Genomic DNA, 26,403 nt, shown 5'->3' on the forward strand with positions numbered 1-26,403 from the left:
CATGTATTAGGCACGCCGCCAGCGTTCGTCCTGAGCCAGGATCAAACTCTCCAATAAAGAGTTGATATAGCTCATAATTGCTTGTACTATAAAAGTACATTTTTTATTAATCTCAGTAAGATTAACTTTAGCACGCTTGGTTTTGTTTAGTTTTCAAAGATCATTTTCCGCTCCGTTTCAGAAGCGACTTAATCAATATAACATTTAGGAACCTTCTCGTCAACACTTATTTTTCTGTGTTGTTTTTTCGTCTGCTTCAGCAGCGACGTTTAATAATATATCACGGTTGTTTTATAAACACAAGCACTTTTAAAAAAAATAAAAAAGATGACAATCAGTCACCTTCATTCATTGCGCCTCTATAATATTGTTCTTCAAGCAACAATATATTCTCACGCTCTGTTAATTTACCTTCTTTAACTAAAATATCCTTTAATAGTTTAAATGCTAAAATTTCAGGGGGATTTATATCTTTCTTTAATGCTTCTATGAGTATTAAAGGTGCTAACTCAATATGATATTCACAGAATTCTTTACATCTATATAGTGTTTTATCATCTTCTTCACTTAGAGCATAATACATTTTAACTAATTCCTGGTGGGCACGATGTAAAATAAAAGGACGCTTCGTACGATTAATAATTTCAATTAGCAATTTTTCAGCAAGAAGATATTCCTTTGATTCAAAAGCCCAAGAAACATTTCCTAACAAAAAACCACAATCACTTCTTTTTGTTTTGGCATGACTGTCAGGGTGATCTAAATCCTTAGGCTGAATCCTTCCTCCAAAGGACCACTTTATACAATTTCTAATAAATGCTCTTTCATAACTTTGAAGACTGTCCCAAAAATCATCAAGTTCTAATTGATGAATAATACCACCGTATTGTCTTTCTATTTTTGCTACTTTCATTTGTTTTATTAGCGCTGGATTTTTAAAGTTGAATAGTTTTTTAATACCCATACATTCACCTCTTGGACAATTCTGATGAATTATATGTTTTATTCTCACCTTTCATTACACTGTAGACTAAACTCTTATTCATCTATATTTATAGTTGTAGTAAGCACAAAGATCCTGTATAGTAATGACTAAAATAAATACTTAAACCACAAGGGGAGCCTTTAAGCTGAGATTGAATGTTTACCATTCTAACCCTTCGAACCTGTTAGTTAGTACTAGTGTAGGGATGTGGAAGATCATGTTAAAAGTAATGCTTGGATTATATGATCATTCCAACCATTGCTTTTTTATTTTGAGGCTAAAATAAGGTTACCTTCTGGTTTGATGTAAAAGAGAGGTAATTAGTTTGCGAGGAAATCAACGTTTATTATTTTTAATCGAAGTTGCAATGTTAGCTTCACTGGCATTTTTGCTTGATTTATTATCAAGTGTTATTGGAAAGTTACCACAGGGCGGTTCCGTTTCACTTGGCATGATCCCAATTTTCATCATCGCTTATCGTTGGGGTATAAAAGGAGGACTTCTAACTGGTTTGTTACTAGGCCTTTTACAAGCTGTTCTTGGTAACCCTTATATTGTCCATCCTGTTCAAGGGTTTCTTGACTACTACCTAGCATTTACGGTTGTCGGGTTTAGTGGAGTCTTCTTCAAGCAGATTCAACACGCTTTTCAAAATAAAAGTAAAAAGTTAGCGATTCTTTATATATCACTTGGGGCTTTACTCGGAAGCTTACTAAGAATGGTCGCACATGTTGTTGCGGGTGTTGCATTTTTTGCGTCGTTTGCACCTGAAGGTACTCCTGTACTAACATACTCTATTGTTTATAATGCTTCTTATATGATTCCAACAATGATCGTTTCTGCAATTGTTGTTAGTTTACTATTAGTAACTTCTCCTAGATTAATAATAAGAAAATAACTCTAATAAAACCTTGGCACTCCGCCAAGGTTTTTCTATTTTCATTATTCTAATGTAAATCATGATCGTAGATACTATTAACTCTATGAAAACCCTTATAACCTTCTCTCTCTAAATGACTAAATTCTACTTTATAGAAAAAGTTATCATATTTTCTATTCCTTCAGCATGTATTAATAGAAATAATAGATTTATAAACGGAGGAAAAAGAGATGACTATTTCTTATGGAATTATATTATTAACATTATTTCTATCACTATTTCATTTCTCTTATGGCTATAAAGAGGCAATTCGAATTAGTAACGAAGAGGGTCCTGTTCAAGGCTTGTCTTTAATCGTTAGCATTCCTCTCGGTTTTACCTTTGCTTACTTATGTTCGATCTTCTATACTTCATCTTAATTTTACAAACTCGTCAATCGGCGAGTTTTTTTAAAAAATCTTAAGCACGTCCTTACCTTCAAACGTCATTTTTACCACTCCTGCTTCATAAATATCAATAAAGATTTACCTTTGCAGGAGGTTGCTTTGGAGACATTTAAATTGGTATGTAAAAACCTTATATACTCCAGTTTCACTCTCATTTTAGTATTTGTATGTTTTGTTTGTTTCCATTTATTTTCTCACATAAAAGCCAGTCTTGTTTTCAGCATAATTATGACTTTAACATCCTTTACTTTATTCTGTTTCTTTGTCTATATTTTAATGACTTTGAAAAGGACTTTTACCTTTTGGTTTTTTAGAGGTCGGAGTGGCATTGTTTCTTTTATGATCATTGCAACATGCACTTTCTTTTTATCCATCTACTTTTTATCCATCAATCTCATGATATCTAGTGAGCTGGGAGGTAATTTAACACTTGAGGAGAAGTACCAGCTTTATTTGATACCTTTTCAATCAAATAAGGTAACCATTGCAGATTATCAAGCAATGAAGAAGGATAAAATAGTGAGCTCATACAAAAATGTCATGATCTATTATGAAACACATGAGAAAGAGTTAGTCCCAATTATAGAGGATGTTCTTAATCGGGCTGATGAACTTACAACAAATCTCTTGGGTGATGTACACGATAACGAGATTGATCTAATTCTTCATTCTTCTATAGAAGATCTTTATGAAAAAACCTCCTTAGTTCAGACTATGGGCTACTTTGACGATCCTAATGATATTGTCGGGATTGCCATAACGGACTTATCAGATATCATCTCAAATCAAATGCCACAATCATTTTATTTCCAAAGCACCATCTTACACGAATATACTCACTATCGATTACAAGCTTTTATCAAAGAGCAGGAACTCTACGTCTATAGAATTCCCCTTTGGTTTCATGAGGGAGTTGCAGAATATGTAGGTATGTATAACGTTGCACATCACTATTATCCTTTTCAAGAAACCTCATTTTCCCATCTTGTGACACATAAAGACTGGGAAAAATATCGTCTAGAAGATTATGATGTTTATTTACAAAGTTATTATGCAATTAAGTATCTCGTTGATCAATTCGGAGAATCAATTCTTAAATCCATCATTATAGAAACAGCAAAAGCCAATGATTTTAATGAGGGATTTACTAAAGCAACAGGTATGACCATAGAAGATTTACAGTCACAGTATATTAAAGAAGAAAATCAATCATTACAAACAAAAAATAAAAGCCTGCAGCATTAGCTGGCAGGCTTTAGTTCTTTGCGCATGTATTTTTTTATTTGTTTTTCTAATACAAAAAGCAAGATTCCAACCATAATGATACTTCCTCCGGCTACTTGAGCTCGAACAAAATCATCATAGATATTATATTCGTGCTAACCCATTTTAAAGACCAATTGAATAATGAGTGTCCTAGCAAGGTTGGAATGATGGCTAATAAAATAAAATAATACCAGTCTGTTGTCGGATAAGGACCTAATGGATATTGTAAGAGTAAGCAATAGAGTAACAGTGTTATTGAACTAATTCCATACACAATAAACGTATATAAAGTTAGCGAGTGTCTTTTTCTAATTCCCTGTCCAAAGAGCAAGTATGCGGTAATCATTGCACATGCTACTAAAGAGAGAATATCCCCAAACAAAGCAAGACCACTTATTTTAAAATCGCCCCAACTAATGATCATACTCCCAGTGATAGCGAGAATTCCACTACACAAAGCCATCTTTGAAACTTTTTCTTTAAAAAACAAATAAGTTCCCACAAACGCAAACAATGGTTGAAGCGTCACTAACACGACAGAACTAGCCACTGATGTGTAGTTCAACGATTCAAACCAAAGGATAAAATGAAAAGCTAAAAATACACCTGCTATCGTAGAATACAACCAATCTACCTTTGATAAAGTCTTCAATTCTGAACGATGTTTAATGAGAAAAACAGGTGCAATAAGAATCGTCGCAAAAAACAATCGATAAAAAGCAATAACAGGAGCAGGAGCTGATGTTACTTTTACAAAAATAGCTGAAGTTGAAACAGAGAGTACACCAACAACAAGAGCTGCATAAGGAAAAAAGCGTGGAGAGTTCAAAGTCGTTCCTCCTATCATTCAAAAACCTACAATATTCTACCATGAAACGTAATAGAATGGTTGCGAAATTTGTAGAAGAATTCATAATAGAGTTGGAAAATCTTTGTAGTATAATTGTATTAGTTTCATCTTTACTTTTTTTGTATGAAAAAATACTAAATCAAGGGGGAGTATAATGATCATTCAACTTGAAAATACACGTCAAGAAATTCTACTTACTGTTGGAGACATTCCAGAACATTTATTTAATGAAAGAGAAAATGAACAAACATGGAGTGTTGGACAAGTACTTGAACACCTACATAAAACTGAGGTGGAGATTACGAAAGCTATAAAGTATATGTTAACCTTACCAGAGCAAGAACCTCTTCCAGATCAACCACTTAAGCTAACATTAGATCGTTCCACAAAAAGAATGGCACCAGCAGCGATTACTCCAGCAATTGTAGTAAATAAAAACGACATTTTACATGCTCTGTCTCAATCTCGAAATCAACTCCTACAGCTTATTGATTCTATACCTCCAGAGCAAGATCTTACAACACGAGGATTTAAACACCCTGTTTTCCCTATTTTATCGATTAAACAATGGATTGAATTTGTTGGTTATCATGAACAAAGACATCTAGCACAAATTTTCGAAATAAAACAGTTTATCACAAATGAAAGCGTTTAGTGACTAGGGGGACACAACAATTGAATAAAGATAAAAATAAATCACTATTTCTTGTTATTTTTACTGCCTTAACTTTATTATTTTCAACAACTGTAACAGCTGCCGAGCAGGAAGAATCATTAACGGTTGTTTCTCTTGGTGATTCCATTACATTTGGGTGGAATTTAGAACAACCCCAAACTCCTCCAGTTCAATCGGAAAATGCTTTCCCTTTTCTGATTGGTAACGGAAATACAGAGGTTTTAAATGTCAGTTATCCTGGATGGACTTCAACTCAACTCCTTGAAGCCATAAAAACTGTAAAAGCCCGACAAATGCTTCAACAAGCTGAAACTGTCACATTAAGTATTGGAGCAAATGACCTGTTACAAGCAATTGAACTAAGTAAAATAATTGAGAATCAGCAGCCGGTAGATCCAGAGGCGCTTCAACAAAAGGTTACAGCTGCGACTGCTCAAGTGTATAACAATATAACAGAAATCATTACTCTAATAAAAGAGGAAACAGATGCACCAATTTTATTATATTCGTTATATAACCCATTCGGTATCAATGATCCAATCTACGGAAGTATACATACGTTAGGTGAAATGATTACAAACAGTGTAAACAGCAAGGTATATTCAACAATAGCAGCCCAACAAGGGGTACATTATCTTGATGCATATTCAGCTTTTAATGGTAAGCAACAGGACTACATCATACCAGGTGATATACATCCAACGATTTCCGGTCAACAAGCGTTAGCTCAGCTTGCAACAAATCGGCTTAATGAATTAATTCCTATCACGATAAACCCAATTCTATCTACTGTGGAAGAAACAACAGAGCCTGTTTCAATTTCACTTGAAGAAATTGAACATACGATAGAAATCAAATGGCTTACTGGAGAAAAAACGATAGCTGATTTTGTAAACGAGGGAAATCTCGTAGAAAACAACTCCTTTACTGTTTCTGAGAATGGTGTTTATACCATTTATGTAAAAACAGCCTTAGGAGAAAGCGTTTATACGTTTGAAATCTCTACTATCACTCCTAAAGCTGAGGAACCTGTAGAAGAGGAGGAGCCTCCAGTTGACGTTGAACAACCAGAGGAAGAAGAACCTCCAAGTGACACAACAGATGAAGATGAAGCCCCCGCAGAGCTACCTGAAAAAGAAACTCAAGATGAAGCTCCAAAGGTGGAAAAACCAAAGCAAACAATGGTGAAAAGTGAACATGCTCTACCAGATACAGCCACTTCTATGTACAACATTTTACTAACTGGCCTTTGTTTCATAGGCATTGGTGGCGGAGTCTTATTTAATCAAAGGCTAAGAAAATCAAAGGTAAAGCAATAAATGAAATAAGTACCCCACTAGCGGGGTACTTATTTTTACTCTGAACCTTTCTGTTTATGATGTTCCTCTTTATGTCTCATAAAATGAAAGTCTCTTTCTTCATCAAAAGGAAAAAGCTTTTGTTTTTTCGCTTCATCCTTGTAATTTGTAAAGATTTCCTCCATAAGTTGTTGAGTTGTTTTATCTTTTGCATCAATTCCTAATTTCTTAGCAGTTTGTAACGTTTTCTTATCAATAACCTCTCTTGCAAGCTGCTTCATTTCTTTTCCTTCTGTTTCAATCCCTAATTTTTTTGCTTCATTTTTTATGCCAACCTCAAAAACTTCTTTTCCTAGCTCATCTAGAGATTTCCCCTCTGTATCAATATTCAGCTCTTTAGCTTTATTCATAATGAGAGTTTCTCTAATTTCTTTCGCAATATCCTCCATGTCTTTTCCATCTGTCTTAATTCCCAATTCTTTTGCTTTGTTCATAATGTGAGTTTCTCTTAATTCCTTCGCGACTTCTTCTACTTCTTTTCCTTCCGTTTCTATTCCCAATTCCTTTGCCATTTCGATAATTTTTGCTTCATGTACTTCTTTAGCTAATTGTTCAGTTTCTTTTCCTTCTGCCTCAATTCCTAATTCCTCTGCTCTTTTTTCTAAAAAATCTCGATTCATTTTGTGGTGAGCGTGCCCTTCACCTGGTCCCTTTTCAGCTAAAGCAGGACTTGCCCCAATTATTCCTATAGCAAGTGCTCCAGTTAATACGTATGTAACCACTTTTCTTTTCATTTTCTACCTCCATTAAGTATAGTTGGAAAAATGTATTCACCATTTTTCGCTTCCTTCATAGAGTGTCCAAAAATCTTGAATAAATTGTTACTATTATGTTTCATCTTTTTGAACGAGTATGAAAGAATTATGTGACGTAAGGTAATAACATATATAATGATATTGATTAGGCGTATTTATATAATTTGTGTGCTTTTAGAGTTAGGAGTGAAAGGGATCGATGAAAACAGTTGTTGTCATAGGTGGTGGAATAACAGGTCTTACCGCCATGTATTATTTACAAAAGCTTAAGAAAGAACAAAATTTAAATATAAATTGTATCCTTGTAGAACAAAACAAATACTTAGGAGGAAAGATAAAATCTGTTAAAAATGAGGATTTTATTATGGAAACAGGGGCTGACTCTATTGTTGCAAGAAATGAAGGAGTAATACCTCTTATACATGATTTACAACTAGAAGATAAGGTAGTTTATAACGAAACAGGTATTTCGTATATTTATTCTAAAAACACATTGAAACCTATACCAGCAGACTCGGTTTTTGGGATTCCAACAAGTGTTAGATCATTATTTAACAGCACATTAATCTCACCAAAGGGTAAAATAATCGCTCTAAAAGATTTTGTGAAGAAAAACGAGACATATACTAGTGATAGTTCGATTGGAGCTTTCTTAGAAGCTTTTTTGGGCAAAGAATTAGTTGAAGATCAAATTTCCCCTGTTCTTTCAGGTGTTTATTCCGGGAAACTAGATGAACTCACAATGGCTTCCACTCTTCCATATCTATTAGAATATAAAAATCAATACGGAAGTATTATACGAGGAATGTCCAAAAATAAAGAAAAATTCCTTTCAGCAAATAATAAAAAATTCCTATCATTTAAAGGTGGATTATCAACAATAATTGACCGACTTGAAGATCAGTTATCAGATACTCAAATTTTAAAGGGAATAAAAACAGAATCTATTAAACAGGTACAAGATAGCTATGACATATCCTTTGACCAGCATAATCCAATTAAAGCTGACTATGTTATTTTAGCTACTCCACATGATGCAGCACAGAAATTATTAGCGACTAAAGAGCTAGACCAAGAATTTAATAAATTGAAAAACTCTTCACTCATCAGTGTTTATCTTGGGTTTGATGTTCCTGATCAACAGCTTCCCGCAAACGGTACTGGTTTTATCGTAACGAAAAATAGTGATTTACTTTGTGATGCATGTACTTGGACGAGTAGAAAATGGGCTCATACTTCAGAAAAACAAAGATTGCTTGTTCGTCTATTCTATAAAAGCTCGAATCCTGCTTATGAAAAAATGAAGAAAATGAATAAAGAAGAGATCATCGAGACTGCCTTGGGTGATATTCAAAAAAGTCTTAACTTAACGGCAAAACCAGAAGTTGTGGAAGTGACTAACTGGGATGAGCTTATGCCAAATTATCATCTTAAACATAACCAGGCGATCACATCACTTGGAGAGAAATTAGCGGAACATACACCCAATGTATTTATAGCTGGTGCCTCTTATTTTGGAGTTGGAATAGGTGCCTGTATCAAAAATGGTAAAGAAACCGCCGAGAAGATTGTTCATCAACTTAAGAACAAAAGCGCAAGTGCCTCGTTATAATTTTATAAACGATGAAAAGCAGGGGAAGCTCCCCTGCTTTTGCATTTTTATACTCATAGCTCCTCAATCACTTACTAACGCCATAGGCTAATACATCAAAATGAATTATCCTTTGTAGCCATTACCCTTCATGCCCTTTGCTTTTGTTTTCACTTTAAAAAGCCCTCCGGACAATGGATATTTCTCCAGCTCTTCTTCACTTAATCCTTGTCTGGCTGTTGTGATATACAACTCATCTAAATGTTCCCCACCAAATGTACATGATGTAACATGTTTAACAGGAACTACAACTTCATCTAACTGTTTTCCTGTATAAGGATTCCATTGTGTAACCCTTGAACCATCCCAATGTGCTACCCAAATCATCCCATCTGAATCAATTGTCATGCCATCAGGTGAACCCATTTCATTAGGAATGACAACAGATGTCTTCTTACTACTAATACTTCCAGTTTGTTTATCATAAGAAAAGACTGCTACTTCCCCAGTAGGAGTATCAATATAATACATAAACTTTTCATCAGGGCTCCAGGCTAAACCATTTGATATTGTCACTGAAGAAAGAATTTTATGAATATGTCCAGACGGATCTAAACGATATAATGCTCCCTTACCCTTCTCAATATTTAATGCCATTGTTCCTATGTAGAAACGACCAGAGCTGTCACATTTACCATCATTGAAACGTATATGAGGCTGATTTGTTTCCGGATTTGCAACCAATATTAAATCTTCGGTCTCTAAATCCAAACGATAAATTCCATCATGCATGGCTAAAAGCATTTTTCCTGGCTGCGCGGGTACTGCTGCTCCTACATACTGATTGAATGTGAATGTCTTATTCTCTTTCGTTAAAGGATCATAACGATGAAGCCTTTTCCCGATAATATCAACCCAATATAATGCTTGCTCTTCCCCATTCCAATGAGGTCCTTCCCCTAGAGTAGCCTTTTGATCCACTACTAAATCGGCAATATAACCCACTATTCTTCCTCCCTCTCCCCATTACCTATTTCAAAGCCTATCTTTTATGATGCTGATTCATTTTCAGTAAACTGACTCTGATGTAGCTCCGCATAAAAACCTCCTTTTTCAAGAAGCTCCTCATGCGTTCCTTTTTCTATAATATCTCCTTGATTCATGACAAGAATAAGATCAGCATCACGAATAGTAGATAATCGATGGGCAATAACAAAGCTTGTTCTTCCTTCTAAAAGCTTTGTCATTGCCTGTTGTATTTTCATTTCGGTTCTAGTATCAACACTGCTTGTTGCTTCATCAAGTAAAAGAATCTTCGGCTTTGCCAAAATGGCACGCGCTATTGTGAGTAGCTGTCGTTGTCCTTGTGATAGATTTGTGGCATCTTCTCCTAGCATTGTCTCATACCCGTCAGGTAATGTTCGGATAAAATCATCTGCATAGGCATTTCTTGCAGCTGCCTCAATCTCCTCATTTGTTGCGTGTTCATGTCCGTAAGCAATATTTTCTCGAATGGTTCCACTAAATAACCAGGTGTCCTGCAGCACCATAGCAAACAAACTTCGAACCTGCTCTTTACTCATATCAGTCAAACAAACACCGTCAATTTTAATAGACCCTCCATCCAATTCATAAAATCTCATTAAAAGATTTACAATTGTCGTTTTGCCCGCACCAGTGGGACCTACGATGGCAACAGTTTGTCCTTCTTTTACCTCAAGACTTACATCATTGATAATTGGCTGATTTTTCTCATACCCGAACCGTACGGAATCGAAAACAACATGTCCTTTAAGCTCAGATACTTTAACAGCAGCATCCTCTTCCTGTTCTTCCTCTTCTTCGTCCAACAGTTGAAATACACGTTCAGCTGAAGCAATGGCAACTTGAATCATATTAGCAATTCCCGCAGCCTGAGCTAATGGTTGAGAAATTTGCTGTGTATACTGAATAAAAGCTTGAACATCCCCAACACGAATACTTCCATTAATAACAAGCAAGCCACCTGATATCGCTACAATAATAAACCCTATGTTCCCAACAAAACTCATTAACGGCATCATTAATCCAGAAATAAACTGGGCTCTCCAGCTTGATTCATACAGCCGATCATTGATTGAATCAAAGGTTGCAATCGACTTATTTTCATGACCAAAAGCCTTCACCACCTGATGTCCGGTAAACATTTCTTCAATATGACCGTTGATGTTGCCAAGCTCTTCCTGCTGCTTAACAAAGTGTTTTTGTGAAAACTTCGTCACAATACGCGCAACCGTTAAACTAAGTGGAATGGTAACTACTACTACTAATGTCAAAAGAGGACTAATAACAAGCATCATGATAATAATCCCAATAATGGAGATAAAAGAGTTGATTACTTGTGTTAGTGCCTGTTGTAGGGATGTATTAATGTTATCAATATCATTTACCGCTCTGCTTAACAAATCACCATGAGAGTGCTTGTCAAAATACTTAAGGGGCAACCGTGATAATTTCTCATTTACTTCCCTTCGAAGCTGAGCCACCGTTCGCTGTGAAACAGAAGCCATAATATATTGTTGTGCATAAGAAAAAATAGAAGATAAAAGGTATAAACCAATTAAAAGTAATAAAATCCTTGAAATAAAATCAAAGTCCACAGCAGAACCTGATGTAAAACTATCAAAAATAGAAGAAGTGGCATCTCCCAATAATTTGGGACTAATTACATTAAACAAAGTAGAAAAAATAGCCGTGATCGCAACAAGAATCATCCGATTTTTCCAAGGCTTTAAATAACCTACGAGTCTTTTAAACGTTTTTTTGAAATCCTTTGGTTTTTCGACAACCATTCCTGGACCGTGTCTCATACCTCCACCTACAGGAGGTCCGCCACGTCGCTTATTATCACTCATGCACTCACCTCCCCATCCTCTTGAGAAGCTACGATTTCTTGATAAATTTTATTTTCTTGTAATAACTCTTGATGAGTGCCAACTCCGACAATCTTCCCATCATTTAGAACAATGATTTTTTCAGCATCTTTTACCGTGTTAACACGTTGAGCCACAATTATCATTGTTGCATCTCCTGTTTCTTTCTTTAATTCATGTCGAAGCAAACGATCTGTTTTATAATCCAATGCCGAAAAGCTATCATCAAATAAATAAATTTTAGGCTTTCTCACTAGTGACCTAGCAATAGATAATCGCTGTTTTTGTCCTCCAGAGAGATTTACACCTGCTTGTTCTAAATCACTATGTATCCCTTGATCTCTTTTTTCAACAAAATCAATCGCTTGAGCGGTTCTTAAAGCAGCGTACATTTCCTCTTCAGATGCTTCTTCTTTACCAAACGATAAATTTTCCGCAATCGTCCCACTAAACAGCGTAGCTTTTTGTGGAACATAGCCAATCTGTTTGCGAAGTGTACTTTGTTTAAAGAATTGAATATTTTGCCCATCAATCAGAATTTCTCCACTTTCCACATCATAAAAACGAGGAATTAGCTGCAGCAACGTTGTTTTACCTGCACCTGTGCTTCCAATAATTGCAGTTGTTTCTCCAGGTTTTGCTGTAAAAGTGATTCCTTCAAGAACAGGTCTTTCCGCTCCTTCATAACGAAATGTTACATCCTTAAATTCAACGATTCCTTTGGTTGGAAAGCTTTCTTCTTCTCTTTCAGGATCTTTTATCGTTGGTTTAGTTGATAATACCTCGGTTAAACGTTTAGCTGATACTTGAGCGCGCGGAATCATAATAAAAGCCATCGAAAGCATAATCAACGACATTAAAATCATCGCAGCGTATTGAATGAACGCTAATAGATTACCAACCTGCATATCTCCGTTATCTATTCGAATAGCACCAAACCAAACGATGGCGATATTGGTAAAATTCATAATAATTAACATAATCGGAAACATAAAAGCCATTAACTTGCCAACCTTTATTCCAGTGTCTTGAAAATCTTCATTGGCAATATTAAAGCGTTTTCGTTCATGAGCTCCTCGATTAAACGCTCTAACAACTCTTACCCCTGTTAAAGCCTCCCTTAAAATAAGTGTTAGCCGATCTGTTTTATTCTGTAAAGCTGAAAACAACGGAATGGCCCTTCTCGCCACCAGAAAAATAATCAAAGCTAAAACTGGTAGAGCAGCTAGAAAAACGAGTGACAAATACTTATCCCGGGACACGGCAAGAATAACTCCACCAATCAACATTAGTGGTGCTCTGGTCATCATTCTCTGCATCATATTAATTACATCTTGAACAACCTTTACATCATTTGTCGTTCTTGTAATTAAAGAAGCTGAGCCAAACTTTTCATATTCATCAAGAGAAAAGTGCTCAGTATGCACAAACATCGTTCTACGCATATCCCTCCCAAAACCGAGCGAAACTTTAGAAGCAAAGTAACTAACTCCAACCATTAATAAAATAGCCATTAGTGAACATCCCATCATCAAAGCACCTGTTTGCAGGATAAACGGCACATCACGATTAACAATCCCAACGTCTACTATTTCAGCCATTAAGGTTGGCAAATATAACTCAAATAATATCGCAGCCATTGAAAACAAAATAACAAAAGCTAGCTTCACTCGATAAGGTTTGAGGTATTTTAGCATTTCAATCATTTCCTCACCTCATTTCTTTTATTTTTTATTCTTCATACTATTATAGCGATTATAGTTAACTTAATGAAATGTTTAGATATAAACTTTTCCTAATTCAGGTCCGATGTTTAGATCAACTATGAATAAGGTATAGAAATAATAAAGCTAGAAAGGAGAATGATGATGTCAACAGTAACTGCAGGATTTCAAGTTCTTCCTAATGGTAAAGATATGAACACAGACGGGGTTATCCCAAAGATGGTCGAAGTCGTAAAAGAATCAGGTCTAAAATACGAAATCGGACCAATGGAGACAGTTGTAGAAGGAAACTTTGATGAAATAATGCTCTTAATTAAAACACTACAACAAGTAGGAATTCATATGGGCGCAACAGAAGTACTAACAAATATGAAGCTACACTACAAACCCGATGGCATTTCAATTGAAAATAAAATGACTCATGTTTAGTGGAAATCACTCTGGGAATAGAATCTGCAAAACTAGTAAATGGGAAATTCAACCCAATTAGAAAGGTGTGTTATTCTTAATGGTTTGGACAAAAAATGATTATCCTGAATCAATGAAAAACTTAAAGAAATCTACTAGAAATAAAGCGATCGAAATAGCCAATGCATTAGTTGATGATGGTTACGAAGAAGGAAGAGCAATCTCTATCGGAATATCTCAGGCCGAGAAAATGATGAATACAAATTCAAGTGACCTCAAATATCATATTGTCCCTCACGATGGTGAGTGGGCAATAAAAAAAGAACATGCCGAAAAAGTGACTGAGGTTTTCCCAACAAAAGCGAAAGCACTTGATAGAGGACAAGATTATATGAAAAAGAAAGACGCTCAATTGGTCATTCATAGGCAGGATGGAACGATTGAGAAAATGAAAAATACAGGGAGTTAACCCTACAATCAATAACGGCTTTCCTCTCATTAAAGCCGTTATTTTTTTCTTGTCAAATTTCATGAATCCGTGTACAATATCTGCTATAAACACAACTTCATCATGGGGCATTAGCTCAGCTGGGAGAGCGCTACGCTGGCAGCGTAGAGGTCAGGGGTTCGAGCCCCCTATGCTCCACCATAAATAAAGTATTCAAAACCCTTAATTTACAAGGGTTTTATTTTTTTACCTTCATTTACTTATCAGCTAGTATAAGCTTATTGGTCACGTTTTGGTCACGGATAAAATAAAATTAGATATTATCCGTAATACCGTCTAACTTATTTGCCGCCTCGTCCTGCATCGTAGGCAATACATGTGAATAGGTATCCAAGGTCACCCGGATGTTGCTATGCCCTAACCTTTCTGAAACTACCTTCACATTTACCCCCTTTGATAATAGCAGAGTTGCATGTGTATGCCTTAAATCATGGAACCTTATCTTTGGTAGATCTGCTTTTTTTATAAGCCTGTTAAATGTTCTTCTAATATTTGATGGATTAACTGGTGTTCCTTCAATTGTTGAAATGAGTAAGTCTGTGCTTATATTAAAATGAGCTCTTTCCAGGTCAAACCTATCCATATGCTCCCTAAGTACATTTGAGACACTTTCAGATAACTTTATTGCGCGAATACTCGTTTTCGTCTTCGCACCCTCTAAAATTAATTTACCATCGTTGCTTAATGTTTGAGTTACTTTTAAAATACCTTTTTGGATATCAATGTCCTGCCGCCTTAACGCAAGAACCTCTCCTTTGCGTAAGCCTGTCATAATAGTCAGATAAAATACAACATAATATCTGTCGTCTTTCGCTTCACGTAAAAAACGTGCAACTTCTTCTTCATTCCATACATTGACTGGTTTTATAGACTTTTTGGGAAGAACCACATTCAGGGCAACATTTTTAGGAATTAGATCAAACTTTTGAGCTTGATTCAGTGAGCTCTTAATAATCTCCACTACTTTCTTAATAGTTGCACTTGAATATTGATTCTGATTAAGTTCATTGATTAAGTTTTGAATGTGAATCGCCTTGAGAGTGGAGAGTTTCAAGCCACCAAGATTAGGAAAAATGACCTTTTCTAAGTAATGCTTGTACACTTGTCCTGTTTGAATTCCAATTGAGTTTCTTTTGGCTTCAAACCAATCTAATAGATATTCTTTATAAGTGAGTTGACTATCTTTAACATAATTCCCTTTATTTAAAGCATTTTGAACTTCTGCAAGTGCGGCTAATGCTTCTTTTTTAGTCTTAAATCCTCTTTTTTTCTTTTGTTTTCTCTTTCCATTATGATCCTTACCGAGTTCTAAAACAAAAAACCATTTACCAGTATCCTTATCTTTGTTTACTGATCCTGCGATTGTCCTCATCTCCATTCAGTTTACTGGGACCAATTCACTTGATAATAAACATTTACTTTCCTCTTTTACCCTTAACTTATATTAATTTTAACCTCAATATAATATATTTTAAACACCTAGAATTCTTTTTAATAAAATTTAATTTTTGTTCTAAGTTGGTAATAATAAGGACTGTTGAGGGGTGATATATGTGTTATATGAAAAGAAGATTATCGGATTTACCTGACATCTTAAATGTGTCTCATATTAGAGAAGTTCTTGATATTGGAGAACGCCAGGCATATGAACTTGTTAATTCTGGACAATTTCATGTTGTTCGAATAAACAGAAGAATTAAGATTTCGAAAAATGTATTTATTAATTGGTTAGAAGGCGGTGATAATCATATATAGACAAGACAGGTGATGATTACCTGTCTTTTATCTATTATTAGGGTGAGTTTTTAAAAAGTGTGAGCTGATTAAAAAATTACAAAAAAATTCTGAGAGGTACTACCCTCTTTACGCCCTACGGTTAGCGAGGTTTGGTGCCCCACCCCCTTCGGGAATTTAATCGGCGCTCCTTCTGACTTCGGGTTAATTTAGTAGAAGGAATAGCAACGATATTATGATAAAATAGTCACATGAATGGAAATAAAATGGATTTGGTTAGTTATTAGGAGGAGAAATATGTCAGTTAAAGCAGATATAGATTTTCAAAAGGATTTATTTGATGCAGCTAATAAAATGCGAGGCTCGGTTGCACCGGCTGATTACAAGCATTATGTATTACCATTAATCTTTTTACGTTATCTTTCAAATAAATACGAGCAAAGAAGAAATGCATTAGAATTCATCGTAAAAGACCCTAGCAGCGATTGGTACACCGATGATACGGAAATGCAAGAAGTGATTATTACAGATCCAGACCAATATAAAGCAGAAAATGTATACGTCATTCCAGAAGAGGCTCGTTGGTCTTACATTATGAAGAATGCAAAGCAGCCTAATATAAAAGAGATTATCGATAACGCAATGAAAAGGATTGAAGAAGAGAATCCAGAACTAGAGGGAATGTTACCCCGGATCTTTCAAGGCTCTAACATACCAGCAGAAAATGTTTCAGGACTTATTGAAATCTTTTCGAGAGATGCGTTTAGTGTAAACAATGAGCAAAGTGTCGATATCCTAGGTCGTACATATGAGTATTTCATCGGTTCATTTGCCTCTACCGAAGGCTCTCGTGGTGGTGAATTCTTTACACCTTCTAGTATTGTAAAGCTGTTAGTAGCGATGTTAGAGCCTATCAGTGGTACTGTATTTGACCCCGCATGTGGTAGTGGTGGGATGTTTATTCAGAGTGAAGAATACACACCAAGAAAGAACGCATTATCCTTTTATGGACAAGAGAATGTAACGACTACTGTACGATTAGGAAAGATGAATGTCTTATTACACGGAATCAATGCAGACATTCGCTTAGGGGATTCACTCCTTAATGACCAGTTTCCGGACTTAAAAGCTGATTATGTTATAGCAAATCCTCCTTTTAATATGAAAGACTGGGGCGCCGATCGAGTTGCTAAGAATGATGCTCGCTTAATTGGACCTGTTACAAACAGCAATGCTAACTACATGTGGATGCAGCATTTCCTTTATCATCTCAATGACAAAGGAACAGCAGGCTTTGTTATGGCGAATGGTGCAATGACGACAAATACAACAGGTGAAAAAGAAGTACGTCAGAAATTAATAGAAGAAGGCTATGTAGATTGCATCGTACAATTGCCAGAAAAACTATTCTTCACAACAGGTATCCCATGTTGTCTTTTCTTCTTGAGTAAAAACCGCGATGGTAAAGGAGAGTTTAGAAATCGCAAAAATGAAATTCTCTTTATTGATGCACGTAAGTTGGGTACGCTTGTTAGTCGTAAACAAAAGGCACTAAGCCAAGCGGAAATTGATAAAGTTTCAAATGTTTATCATGCTTACAAGAATATAGAAACAGGGGAATACGAAGACATTGCTGGCTTTTGTAAAGTAGCAACTCTGGAGAAAGTGGAAGCAAGTGATTATAAATTAACACCAGGTATTTATGTAGGAACAGAAGTAATAGATGAAGAAGATGTCCCATTTGAAGAGAAAATGGAACAGTTAAAACAGCAATTATTGGAACAGTTTGAGGAATCAAATCGCCTTCAAGAGAAGATTAGAGGAGACTTGGAGGAATTAGTGTGAGCGAATGGAAGAGATATAGATTAGAAGAAGTTTGTGAAAGTATTGTTGATTGCGTAAACAGAACTGCTCCAAAGGTTGATTATAAAACACCTTTTAAAATGATTCGAACTACTAATGTTAAAAATGGAAGAATAGATTTAGACTCTGTTTTCTATGTGACTGAGGAAATATATGATAAATGGACTAGACGGTTAGTTCCTAAAATTGATGATGTCATTTTAACTAGAGAGGCACCTTTAGGTGAGGTAGGAATAATTAGGTCAAACGAGAAGGTGTTTCTTGGTCAAAGGTTAATGCATTATCGTGCAAATAAGGAGTTATTAGACCCATACTTTTTATATTATTCACTACAGTCCCCATTGCTTCAACAACAAATACATTCTTCTAGTATGGGATCAACTGTAAGTCATATTAGAGTACCTGATGCAATGAAGTTTGAATTACTCCTTCCACCATTAAACATACAACAATCAATTTCAACTATATTAAAGTCTATTGACGATAAGATTGAGATAAATCATAAAATGAATCAAACCCTCGAGCAAATGGCAATAACATTATACAAGCATTGGTTTGTTGATTTTGGACCATTTCAAGATGGGGAGTTTGTGGAGTCAGAGTTCGGGATGATTCCAAAGGGATGGAAGTATGTTTCCTTAGGTGATTTAGTTTCTGAAACATTAGGCGGAGATTGGGGGAAAGAGAGTTTAGTAAATGATTTCGTTAATGAAGTTCATTGTATTAGAGGAACAGATATTCCTAATCTAAAAAATGGTCTTTTAGGTGCAATCCCTTCTAGATTTCTTAAAGGAACCAGTGTTGAAAAACGAGCTTTAAATGAAGGTGAAATAGTGCTAGAGAAATCTGGTGGAAGTCCGACTCAATCCACAGGAAGGTCATTATTAGTTACAAATTCTTTACTTCAAAAATTAGAAAAGCCTTTAGTCTATACAAACTTCTGTATTCGGATAAAGGCTAAAGAAATTGAGTTTTCTACACTTCTCTACTTGGAACTATCAAGATTGTATGAAGATGATATTTTCTTCAGTATTGAAAATGGAACTACAGGAATAAAAAACTTAAATATCAAGTCTCTTTTTGATGAATTTAAAGTTTGTCTCCCACCTAAATCAATACTTAAAGATTTTAATGAGAAAGCAATAAGATATTTTGAACTTATTCATAAAAATGGATTTGAAATACAAAGTTTAGAGAAAACAAGAAACTACCTTCTCCCTCGATTACTCACGGGAGAAATTGACGCAACTAAAGTAGAAAAGCAAGTCGAAGAAGTTTTATAAAATCAAGGAGGGGATGTTTACACCATGACAAGACCTCTAGGGGAATCAGAATTTGAAGAAACTACAATAGAACGCTTAATACGTATCGGGTATGAGTATGCCCATGCCCAAGAACTTTTCCAGCGTGGTGAACGTGACAACCTTCAGGAAGTAATTTTAATTAAAAGGTTGGAAAGCTTTCTTGCAAGAAAGTATACTGGTATCCCAAAGAATGAGGTAAAGAGGCTTGCACAGCTTTTCACCTCTCCTGATGGGATAAAACTCATTCAACGTAATATGGTTTTCCACCAAAAGTTGACGAAGGGTATTGAGTTTACTTACGAGATAAATGATGAATCCTATACGCGACATGTGTATGCTGTAGACTGGGATAATCCTGAGAAGAATGATTTTCTTGTGGTGAATCAATTATCAATCGACGGGAGAATGTCAAGAAGGCCTGATGTCGTTATATACATTAACGGGCTTCCACTTATTGTATTTGAATTAAAGAATCCTAATAGTGAAAGAGCAAACGTGCATGATGCGTACACTCAGGTTCAAAATTATACCGTTGATATATCCCAACTTTTTAACTTCAACGTATTCACTGTTGTATCGGATAATGTTGAAACAAAACATGGAATGCCTTTTGCTGACTTTGATTTTTTTGCTTCATGGAAATCAATAGATGGAATAACTGTAGATAACAATAGAGCTAATACTATGAGGACATTAATTGAAGGACTCTTTCCTAAAGAAAGACTTTTGAATTATATTAAAAACTTTATCGTATTTCTTGAAGAAGGCGACAAAATAACAAAAATAGGGGCAAAATACCATCAGTTTTTCGGAGTGAACTTTGCTGTTAGAGAAACGGTTCGTGCTACTCGTCCTGAAGGAGATCGAAAAATCGGGGTCATGTATCATACAACTGGTTCAGGTAAATCTTTAAGTATGCTCTTCTTTGCTGGAATTTTGGCACGGTTTCCTGAGTTAGAAAATCCTTCAATAGTTATTCAGGTTGATAGAAATGATTTAGACGAGCAACTATTTGATACGTTTGTCCAAGGTAAGTCATTAATTGGCCATGTTCATCATGCAGCAGGTACGGATAACCTCAGAACTCTTTTAAAAGGGGAATCCGGTCAGGTCATTTTCTCAACAATTGAGAAGTTCCGTAAGAAAGAAGGTGAAGCGAAACATCCTGTTCTATCTGAAAGAAGAAATATTGTTGTGATAGCCGATGAAGCTCACCGAACTCAAAGTGGTTTTGAAGGCGGCTACGCTGCACAGTTGCGATATGCATTGCCGAAAGCTTCACATATAGGTTTTACTGGTACTCCTGTAAACTTGTTAGGGAATGATACTGAAGAGATCTTTGGTCATATTATTCATAGATATGATATGGCACAGGCGGTAGCTGATAAAGCCACAGTGCCAATTTTTTATGAAAGCAGACTAATACCTCTAGATTTGACTCAGGAAGATATTGATGAAAAGTTCAAGGATTTGATTGTCGAGGTTGGTGACGATGAATCCGAGGGTTATAAAAGAAAATGGGCCGCTTTAGAGCGTATAGTTGGCACTCAAAAACGGCTTTCTCAATTAGCTAATGATATTGTAGCTCATTTTAACAAAGTTGCAAACCCATTCCAAAAAGGCATGATTGTATGCATGAGTAGAAGAATTGCTGTTGATTTATATAAGAGGTTAAGAGAAATAGATGACTGTCCACAAGTAGAAGTGATCATGACTGGGGATGTTTCCAAAGACCCGAAGGAATGGCGTGAGATACAAGAAGGAAGTAAGTATTCGCATATTAAATCAAAACAAGAACAAGAAGATATTAAAGCGGATTTAAAAGATCCTGAAAACCCTCTTAAATTGGTTATTGTAGTTGATATGTGGTTAACCGGTATGGATGCCAAGCCATTATCTTTCCTATACGTAGATAAACCAATGAAAGGGCATAATCTTATGCAAGCAATTGCTCGTGTAAACCGTGTATTCCCTGGTAAGGAAGGTGGTACAGTAGTTGATTATATTGGTATCGCTACTTCTCTAAAAGAAGCAACTAGTCAGTATACAACAGGAGGAGGAAAAGGGAAGCCTGCGTTTGACATTGAGGAAGCAATAGCCGTGTTTCAAACTAATTTAGCTGCTGTTCGTGCGTTTATTCCCTCCGAGGTTGATGTGAAAAATTGGCGATTGAAAAGTAAAATTGACAGGGAAGATTTCATAGCGGACTTAGTCAATAATTTGCTTAATGGCGATACGGAAGAGTACATACAGGCTGCTGTGAAACTAGAAAAGGCATATCAATTAGTGAGGCATATAGAAGCTATAATGGATGTATCTGATGAAGTTACGCTCTATCAAATGATTAAAGCCCAGTTAAGAAAGCATATAGTACCACCTGTTGGCGGCACAGGAGAAAACAAGACGTTAGAGCAGCGGCTATCAGAACTTATTGACAATAGCCTTCTTGCAAAAGAAACAGTAGATATTTTTCAAGTGGCGGGAATTGAACGTCCTGATATTAGTATATTAGATGACGCCTTCTTAGCAGACCTGGTCAAGAAGGAACATGAGGATTTACGTCTAAAATTACTGAAGAAGTTACTTGAAGATAAGATTAATGTTACCTTCAAACAAGGCAGTCCAAAGACAAAAGAACTTAGCGAGCTTTTACAGAAAACGCTGAAAGATTATCACAATCGTGTCATTGAAGCTGCAGACGTTATTCGAATGATGATCAAGGTAAGAAAAGATATGGACGAGGAAATGCGAAAGCGTCATGACCTTGGACTATCAGAAGAAGAAATTGAATTCTATAAAGCAATTACTGAAATGGAACACGAAGCATTCTCAAACGATTTCTTAGCTGATTTAATACACAAAGTTGTTAAAGCTCTTAAGAAGGAACTCTCTGTAGATTGGACCAGTCCGCATCGCCAAGACGTGTACGCAAAGGTGAAGTTAGCTGTAAAGATGGTGCTGATGAAAGAGAAGGTAGGGGCTCAACAGGTTCAATTCTTAACAAACAAGTTTATGGAGCAGGCGGAGCAACAGTATAAGGGTTGGCCGATGGATGCATAGATTTATGTACAAGGTTAAGTACGCATGTGTATAGAGCGTTGCGGGTCAATAGGTGTAAAGAAAAAAGTAACCCTTTCTCATTCATAGCAGGATACTGGGTTACTTTTTTTATGCGTGATCATCAAATATGAAAGATTTTTTTAAAACCTGGGGTAACTCTGCCCAGTTTACCAAAGTATGATGTTTGCTCTCCTAGGCTTACCTATTAGGTTGTTTTAAGAATATTACTATCCCCGGTCAACCACTTGGAAAGTACTTCTTTGGAGATTTTAATTCTTTTACCGACCCTCACTGTGTGGAATTCACCTGAGGCAATTAGCTCATAAGCTTGCCTTCTTCCTATGCCTAGTATTTCTTGAATATGAGAAACATCGAGTACATCGGGATAACTTTCAATTTTCTTCATAATAGAGTATCTCCTTTATTAGATGATTATCTAACTTTAAAGTTTCATTCCGGATAGTTCCATATTGCATAGATTCATATGGTTCTGATTTTAACATTTGGTATTCGTGCTCTTCTAAATAAGAAAGGAATGTCTCTGCTTTATCCCCATCTAGTGAAATCGGTTGTAATAAGTTTTGGCTAGGCAAGAACTTTCTATGTCCGTCGAGCCGATCATCGTAGATTCCTTTTTTCATATACTGAATGATTCTCTCATCTTCAAGTGGTGGTTTATGATGCTTTTTAATGTCAACCATTCCATTACCCCATATCTTTTGTAATACTTCATTTTTGATATAAGGTAGTTCTGTAACAAGATGATAGTGTACTGCGTCACGTCCATTTCTTTCTTGAAATTCCGTAACTGCAATATATTTAAAAGCAAAACCATCATGATGTTTACTAAGATAATGATTAAGTCGCTTCCGAAAGTTACTAAAGGCTTTGTTACATTCTTTTATTGAGGTGATATCAAGATTGCATTCCTCATTAAATGTTAGTGTAATGAAAGTGTAGGATTTCTGGAAATTTGTAAATATAAGTTGTCTCATTCTATGACTTGCTTTAAGGGCAGTGTCCTTTCGGTTTTTCACCTTAGGATTATCGACATTCCAGTTAGTCAATCGTTTATAGTTAGAGCCAGACCTCTTCACTGCTTGTCCAACTATGATCGGCTTTTCAAAGTGGCTAACCTCTATGACATTCCCGCAAATTCTAACCTTTGTATAGATAGTTTCCATCATAATTTGCTCCTTTTGGCAACAGGGTCTCTATAGGCATTGTAGCTTCTAATGTTAACTTGTTTAGCTTGTCTTTGATTGCTATTCTCAATGAAGAAATATTCGCTGTCATAGGAGGCACCATCAGTTAGGGATTTACTTGCCTTGCGAATCTTTTTCTCGTATTGAGCTTGAAACGCATCTATTATTCTTTCCGATAAGTCAGAATCATTAATCTTGATACATTGTGAAGATTTATGAAGTACTTGAGGAAATGCTATGGTGTATCCTCTACTATTCCTTTTAAGTTCAGCACCTCTAATTGTAAGAATGTCTCCTATTTTAATATTGGCACTTGCTAAAACCCCGTGCTTTGGATTTAAATCTATATTAGACACATTAATGAACATAATCAGTCCTCTTTTCTCTTAATTGAATGTTTTCGACAATTATGACGCTTAATATCAAGTTGAAATTAATTACTGTGGTTCTTTCCATGGCCATGGGTAACCTTTTGTTGCTTTTTATAGTAAAAGTAATGATTACTTGTACCTATATTATATGGGAGTATCCTTATGTGCCGCGAGTTTGCTCCTGTTTAGTTGTGGAGTGTTATGAATAGGTGTAAGTTAAATCGATTTAAGTTACTTATTCGATCGCAGTTTATCTTTAAATATCTTCTCTTTTCTCGATATTTCTAAAATGAGTGAGAAAAAAGATTTGCTCTTAAATAAACTTCTAATATATACTGGCAAGTTCGTTAAACAGGATAAAATTAAAGGGATCTATATGTAGGTTGGTTGAAGTATTAAAAAGATTTGATGGTTACTTAATGTGAAATTTGAATATGTGGCGGAGGAGGTCAGGAAAGTACCGAGTAGCATTTATGGAAGAAGTGTAATGGAGTATGATAATATCTTTCAGTATTTTAAGGATGCTTCAAACGAAGAATTTCATAATATAAAGATAGAAAATAACGTAACTTTAAGGCGGAGAGGGTTAAGGAGAATTTTTAAAATGAAGATAAGTTACAATATGTAAATCTATATATATACATAGTGAACAAATAAAAAAGGTGAGTATTTCTCACCTTTTCTGATACTTGGAGTATTAATTTGTAATCAGACTTTGTAAATTGTTGTTTATAAATTCACTTAAGGGGATTTGTTTAGAAGCATAAGTGAGATTATCTTGATTATTTTCTTGTGCATATTTTAAAACTAGTTCTTTTGTTATTTGATAAGCAGTTGAAATTTGTTCAACAGTTATATTATCAGTATTAATAGTTCTTAAATCCCTATCCCCGTTAAACCGAACACTGTTCAAGATAACAGAAACTAGCACTCTAGAAATATGGAAATGGTAATAGGTAGATAATGCTACATCGGTTTCATCTTCTCGAGTAAATTCTTGCTTTAAATAAATCTCAACACGTTTCATTATTCTAATAGATTGAATATAAGTTTCCATAGGTCTTCTGTCAGGAAACAACCTATCATAATCCTGTTCATTCTTAGTAAGAATTGTAGGGTTTGATCTAGCTTTTGATGGATTCTTTTCAATAATAGAAGTTAAACATTGTGATAAATAATTTATTGAAATGATCTTCTTAGTCGGCTTATTTTGATTTCTATAATAGTTCTTTCTTCTATCATAATAATAACCATTTGCTAAGAAATAATCCTCAATATCTCTTTGTACTTTATGAGTAGCTCTTAATAGGGCAGGAGGTACAGGATTATGGGAGTTATTAGATTTAATTATTATATCCATGGTGTCTTTTTTATCAGTAATGATAATCTTTAATAATAATGAGCGTGAATCTGATTCTGGCAGATTTGATTTGAATGTATTATATAGAGTATGTGAAGTTTGTAAACCATTTACAATCTGTATATTTTCAAGTTGCAGGGTTTTTCCAACTAGTGTACCATTTTCAGCGATAATTGTTATACCATTGTTTAGCCACCAGAAGTCAAATTCGCTCTTTTCCTTTAAAGTACTTTCAATCTCATTATTTACTGACGTATTATTTTGAAAATCCCGTATATTAGACTCAAATAAATACTTCCTAAGAGAATTGTCTGTAGGGTCGCATAAAAATTTAAAATATTCTATTACATTTACTGAGGCAATGTATCCTCGTTGGTCGGATTCTCTATAATCAATTGCTATTGGATTTTCATTTAACTTAAGAGCAAGAGAATAATTAGGCTCTTTTCGAAGTAACTGTAATAATGCTTCAGCATCAATTATTTTATATGTAAAATCCATTTTGCCGAGATTGGATTCAAGAGATCTATCCCTTAGGATGTTAATTTTATTTAGGTAAGAAAGGTTTTCAAATTTGGGACCATAAATATTTTGACTATCACCTTTACTAACATGATAAAATTTAACATTAATTTTTGGATGTTTAATGGCTATTGATTTAATAATATTATGTATCAATTCAAGTTTTTCAAGCAGGGTTTCAGAAATAACCGAGCGATACGATTCAAGATCCTTATCTAAATCAAATATAATATCAGTAGCCACTATAAATTTATCAATTACGGATTCAGTTATACTATTAGTATTTTTATATTGAAGGAAATGAAGATCTAATGTCATCTTGTTTTGTAACTCTACCTCTTCAATATTATTAATTAATTCATCATTCAAATATATATATATTCCATCGATACCATAATCCATACTTTCGCCTACTAACCCAATAAGTACCTCATCAATTGCAATATCCTGATCTTTAAATATTTGTTCTGTAGAAAAAACTTCAAATGCTTTATCGTGGTTATCAAATGTACTATTTGTTAGATAATTTTCTAAATGAACATTTAATAAAGTTTGTTGATTACTCAAAATTAATCATTCCCCCTTAATTGGTTTAGGTTATTACTGCACTCTAAGTAAAAATAAC

Annotated in this window: 22 protein-coding genes, 1 tRNA gene, 1 pseudogene and 1 riboswitch; of the genes and pseudogenes, 13 read left to right on the top strand and 11 right to left on the bottom strand. The window is 35.1% G+C overall.

What is annotated here, in order from left to right:
- Window positions 1–334: 334 nt before the first annotated feature.
- On the bottom strand, window positions 335–964 hold the full coding sequence (locus ACEWK1_RS14385) for a hypothetical protein (protein WP_416636418.1): 630 nt from the start codon (window positions 962–964) through the stop codon (window positions 335–337).
- 141 nt (window positions 965–1,105) lie between these two features.
- A riboswitch (TPP riboswitch) is annotated at window positions 1,106–1,208 on the top strand.
- 102 nt (window positions 1,209–1,310) lie between these two features.
- Here ACEWK1_RS14385 and thiT point away from each other — a divergent pair.
- From thiT to ACEWK1_RS14400, 3 genes are all read left to right on the top strand, one after another.
- The gene (gene thiT / locus ACEWK1_RS14390) at window positions 1,311–1,883 is read left to right on the top strand and encodes an energy-coupled thiamine transporter ThiT (protein ID WP_121663169.1); all 573 of its coding nucleotides are present in this window, start codon (window positions 1,311–1,313) and stop codon (window positions 1,881–1,883) included.
- 212 nt (window positions 1,884–2,095) lie between these two features.
- Window positions 2,096–2,284 (top strand): hypothetical protein, encoded by a 189-nt coding sequence (locus ACEWK1_RS14395; RefSeq protein ID WP_121663170.1) that lies wholly within the window; start codon window positions 2,096–2,098, stop codon window positions 2,282–2,284.
- A gap of 366 nt (window positions 2,285–2,650) precedes the next feature.
- Window positions 2,651–3,556, top strand: a complete 906-nt coding sequence (locus ACEWK1_RS14400; RefSeq protein ID WP_416636419.1) for a peptidase MA family metallohydrolase — start codon at window positions 2,651–2,653, stop codon at window positions 3,554–3,556.
- Here the strand turns inward: ACEWK1_RS14400 and ACEWK1_RS14405 are convergent.
- Window positions 3,553–4,406, bottom strand: a pseudogene (locus ACEWK1_RS14405) (DMT family transporter). The gene ACEWK1_RS14400 and the pseudogene ACEWK1_RS14405 sit on opposite strands and share 4 nt — an antisense overlap.
- A gap of 175 nt (window positions 4,407–4,581) precedes the next feature.
- On the opposite strand from ACEWK1_RS14405, the gene ACEWK1_RS14410 reads away from it, so the two are divergent.
- Both ACEWK1_RS14410 and ACEWK1_RS14415 read left to right on the top strand, forming a co-directional pair.
- Entirely contained in the window at window positions 4,582–5,082 is a 501-nt protein-coding gene (locus tag ACEWK1_RS14410) for a DinB family protein (protein ID WP_251399170.1), read from the top strand.
- Between the two features lie 20 nt (window positions 5,083–5,102).
- Window positions 5,103–6,422, top strand: coding sequence for an SGNH/GDSL hydrolase family protein (locus ACEWK1_RS14415; protein ID WP_416636420.1), 1,320 nt, complete (start codon window positions 5,103–5,105; stop codon window positions 6,420–6,422).
- Between the two features lie 35 nt (window positions 6,423–6,457).
- Here the strand turns inward: ACEWK1_RS14415 and ACEWK1_RS14420 are convergent, their stop codons facing one another.
- Window positions 6,458–7,195: a hypothetical protein gene (locus ACEWK1_RS14420; RefSeq protein WP_121663175.1), complete on the bottom strand. Its 738-nt coding sequence runs from the start codon at window positions 7,193–7,195 to the stop codon at window positions 6,458–6,460.
- A gap of 220 nt (window positions 7,196–7,415) precedes the next feature.
- Here ACEWK1_RS14420 and ACEWK1_RS14425 point away from each other — a divergent pair, with 220 nt between their 5' ends.
- The gene (locus ACEWK1_RS14425; protein WP_251402479.1) at window positions 7,416–8,828 is read left to right on the top strand and encodes a protoporphyrinogen oxidase; all 1,413 of its coding nucleotides are present in this window, start codon (window positions 7,416–7,418) and stop codon (window positions 8,826–8,828) included.
- A 105-nt stretch (window positions 8,829–8,933) separates the two neighbouring features.
- Here the strand turns inward: ACEWK1_RS14425 and ACEWK1_RS14430 are convergent, their stop codons facing one another.
- Genes ACEWK1_RS14430 through ACEWK1_RS14440 form a run of 3 tightly spaced genes read right to left on the bottom strand, consistent with a single transcriptional unit; the run spans window position 8,934 to window position 13,425 of the window.
- Window positions 8,934–9,812, bottom strand: coding sequence for an SMP-30/gluconolactonase/LRE family protein (locus ACEWK1_RS14430; RefSeq protein ID WP_311315534.1), 879 nt, complete (start codon window positions 9,810–9,812; stop codon window positions 8,934–8,936).
- A gap of 44 nt (window positions 9,813–9,856) precedes the next feature.
- Window positions 9,857–11,701 carry an ABC transporter ATP-binding protein gene (locus tag ACEWK1_RS14435; protein WP_396653785.1) on the bottom strand — a complete coding sequence of 615 codons (1,845 nt, stop codon included), beginning with the start codon at window positions 11,699–11,701 and terminating at the stop codon, window positions 9,857–9,859.
- Complete coding sequence (locus ACEWK1_RS14440) at window positions 11,698–13,425, bottom strand: ABC transporter ATP-binding protein (protein WP_416636421.1); 1,728 nt, start codon at window positions 13,423–13,425, stop codon at window positions 11,698–11,700. Before ACEWK1_RS14440 ends, ACEWK1_RS14435 begins: the two co-directional genes overlap by 4 nt.
- 162 nt (window positions 13,426–13,587) lie before the next feature.
- Between ACEWK1_RS14440 and ACEWK1_RS14445 the strand changes: the two genes are divergently transcribed.
- From ACEWK1_RS14445 to ACEWK1_RS14455, 3 genes are all read left to right on the top strand, one after another.
- The gene (locus ACEWK1_RS14445; RefSeq protein ID WP_121663180.1) at window positions 13,588–13,872 is read left to right on the top strand and encodes a thiamine-binding protein; all 285 of its coding nucleotides are present in this window, start codon (window positions 13,588–13,590) and stop codon (window positions 13,870–13,872) included.
- Window positions 13,873–13,951: 79 nt separating this feature from the next.
- Window positions 13,952–14,320, top strand: coding sequence for a DUF2188 domain-containing protein (locus ACEWK1_RS14450; RefSeq protein WP_251402484.1), 369 nt, complete (start codon window positions 13,952–13,954; stop codon window positions 14,318–14,320).
- Between the two features lie 104 nt (window positions 14,321–14,424).
- Window positions 14,425–14,500, top strand: a tRNA-Ala gene (locus ACEWK1_RS14455).
- A gap of 112 nt (window positions 14,501–14,612) precedes the next feature.
- Here ACEWK1_RS14455 and ACEWK1_RS14460 read toward each other — a convergent pair.
- The gene (locus ACEWK1_RS14460; protein WP_416636436.1) at window positions 14,613–15,722 is read right to left on the bottom strand and encodes a tyrosine-type recombinase/integrase; all 1,110 of its coding nucleotides are present in this window, start codon (window positions 15,720–15,722) and stop codon (window positions 14,613–14,615) included.
- Window positions 15,723–15,910: 188 nt separating this feature from the next.
- Here ACEWK1_RS14460 and ACEWK1_RS14465 point away from each other — a divergent pair, with 188 nt between their 5' ends.
- From ACEWK1_RS14465 to ACEWK1_RS14480, 4 genes are all read left to right on the top strand, one after another.
- Window positions 15,911–16,114, top strand: a complete 204-nt coding sequence (locus ACEWK1_RS14465) for a helix-turn-helix domain-containing protein (protein ID WP_416636422.1) — start codon at window positions 15,911–15,913, stop codon at window positions 16,112–16,114.
- Between the two features lie 276 nt (window positions 16,115–16,390).
- On the top strand, window positions 16,391–17,938 hold the full coding sequence (locus ACEWK1_RS14470; RefSeq protein WP_416636423.1) for an N-6 DNA methylase: 1,548 nt from the start codon (window positions 16,391–16,393) through the stop codon (window positions 17,936–17,938).
- Window positions 17,935–19,239 (top strand): restriction endonuclease subunit S, encoded by a 1,305-nt coding sequence (locus ACEWK1_RS14475; protein WP_416636424.1) that lies wholly within the window; start codon window positions 17,935–17,937, stop codon window positions 19,237–19,239. The genes ACEWK1_RS14470 and ACEWK1_RS14475 overlap by 4 nt, the downstream gene beginning before the upstream one ends.
- 24 nt (window positions 19,240–19,263) lie before the next feature.
- Window positions 19,264–22,320 carry a type I restriction endonuclease subunit R gene (locus tag ACEWK1_RS14480; RefSeq protein WP_416636425.1) on the top strand — a complete coding sequence of 1,019 codons (3,057 nt, stop codon included), beginning with the start codon at window positions 19,264–19,266 and terminating at the stop codon, window positions 22,318–22,320.
- A gap of 205 nt (window positions 22,321–22,525) precedes the next feature.
- Here the strand turns inward: ACEWK1_RS14480 and ACEWK1_RS14485 are convergent, their stop codons facing one another.
- The 4 genes from ACEWK1_RS14485 to ACEWK1_RS14500 form a co-directional block, all read right to left on the bottom strand.
- Window positions 22,526–22,726 carry a helix-turn-helix domain-containing protein gene (locus tag ACEWK1_RS14485; protein WP_416636426.1) on the bottom strand — a complete coding sequence of 67 codons (201 nt, stop codon included), beginning with the start codon at window positions 22,724–22,726 and terminating at the stop codon, window positions 22,526–22,528.
- On the bottom strand, window positions 22,713–23,504 hold the full coding sequence (locus tag ACEWK1_RS14490) for a hypothetical protein (protein ID WP_416636427.1): 792 nt from the start codon (window positions 23,502–23,504) through the stop codon (window positions 22,713–22,715). Before ACEWK1_RS14490 ends, ACEWK1_RS14485 begins: the two co-directional genes overlap by 14 nt.
- Complete coding sequence (locus tag ACEWK1_RS14495) at window positions 23,504–23,893, bottom strand: hypothetical protein (protein ID WP_416636428.1); 390 nt, start codon at window positions 23,891–23,893, stop codon at window positions 23,504–23,506. The genes ACEWK1_RS14490 and ACEWK1_RS14495 overlap by 1 nt, the downstream gene beginning before the upstream one ends.
- A 700-nt stretch (window positions 23,894–24,593) precedes the next feature.
- Window positions 24,594–26,345 carry an AIPR family protein gene (locus ACEWK1_RS14500; RefSeq protein ID WP_416636429.1) on the bottom strand — a complete coding sequence of 584 codons (1,752 nt, stop codon included), beginning with the start codon at window positions 26,343–26,345 and terminating at the stop codon, window positions 24,594–24,596.
- Window positions 26,346–26,403 lie beyond the last annotated feature (58 nt).

Origin of the sequence: Metabacillus sp. YM-086 (assembly GCF_048059995.1) — a bacterium.
Lineage (GTDB): Bacteria > Bacillota > Bacilli > Bacillales > Bacillaceae > Metabacillus > Metabacillus litoralis_B.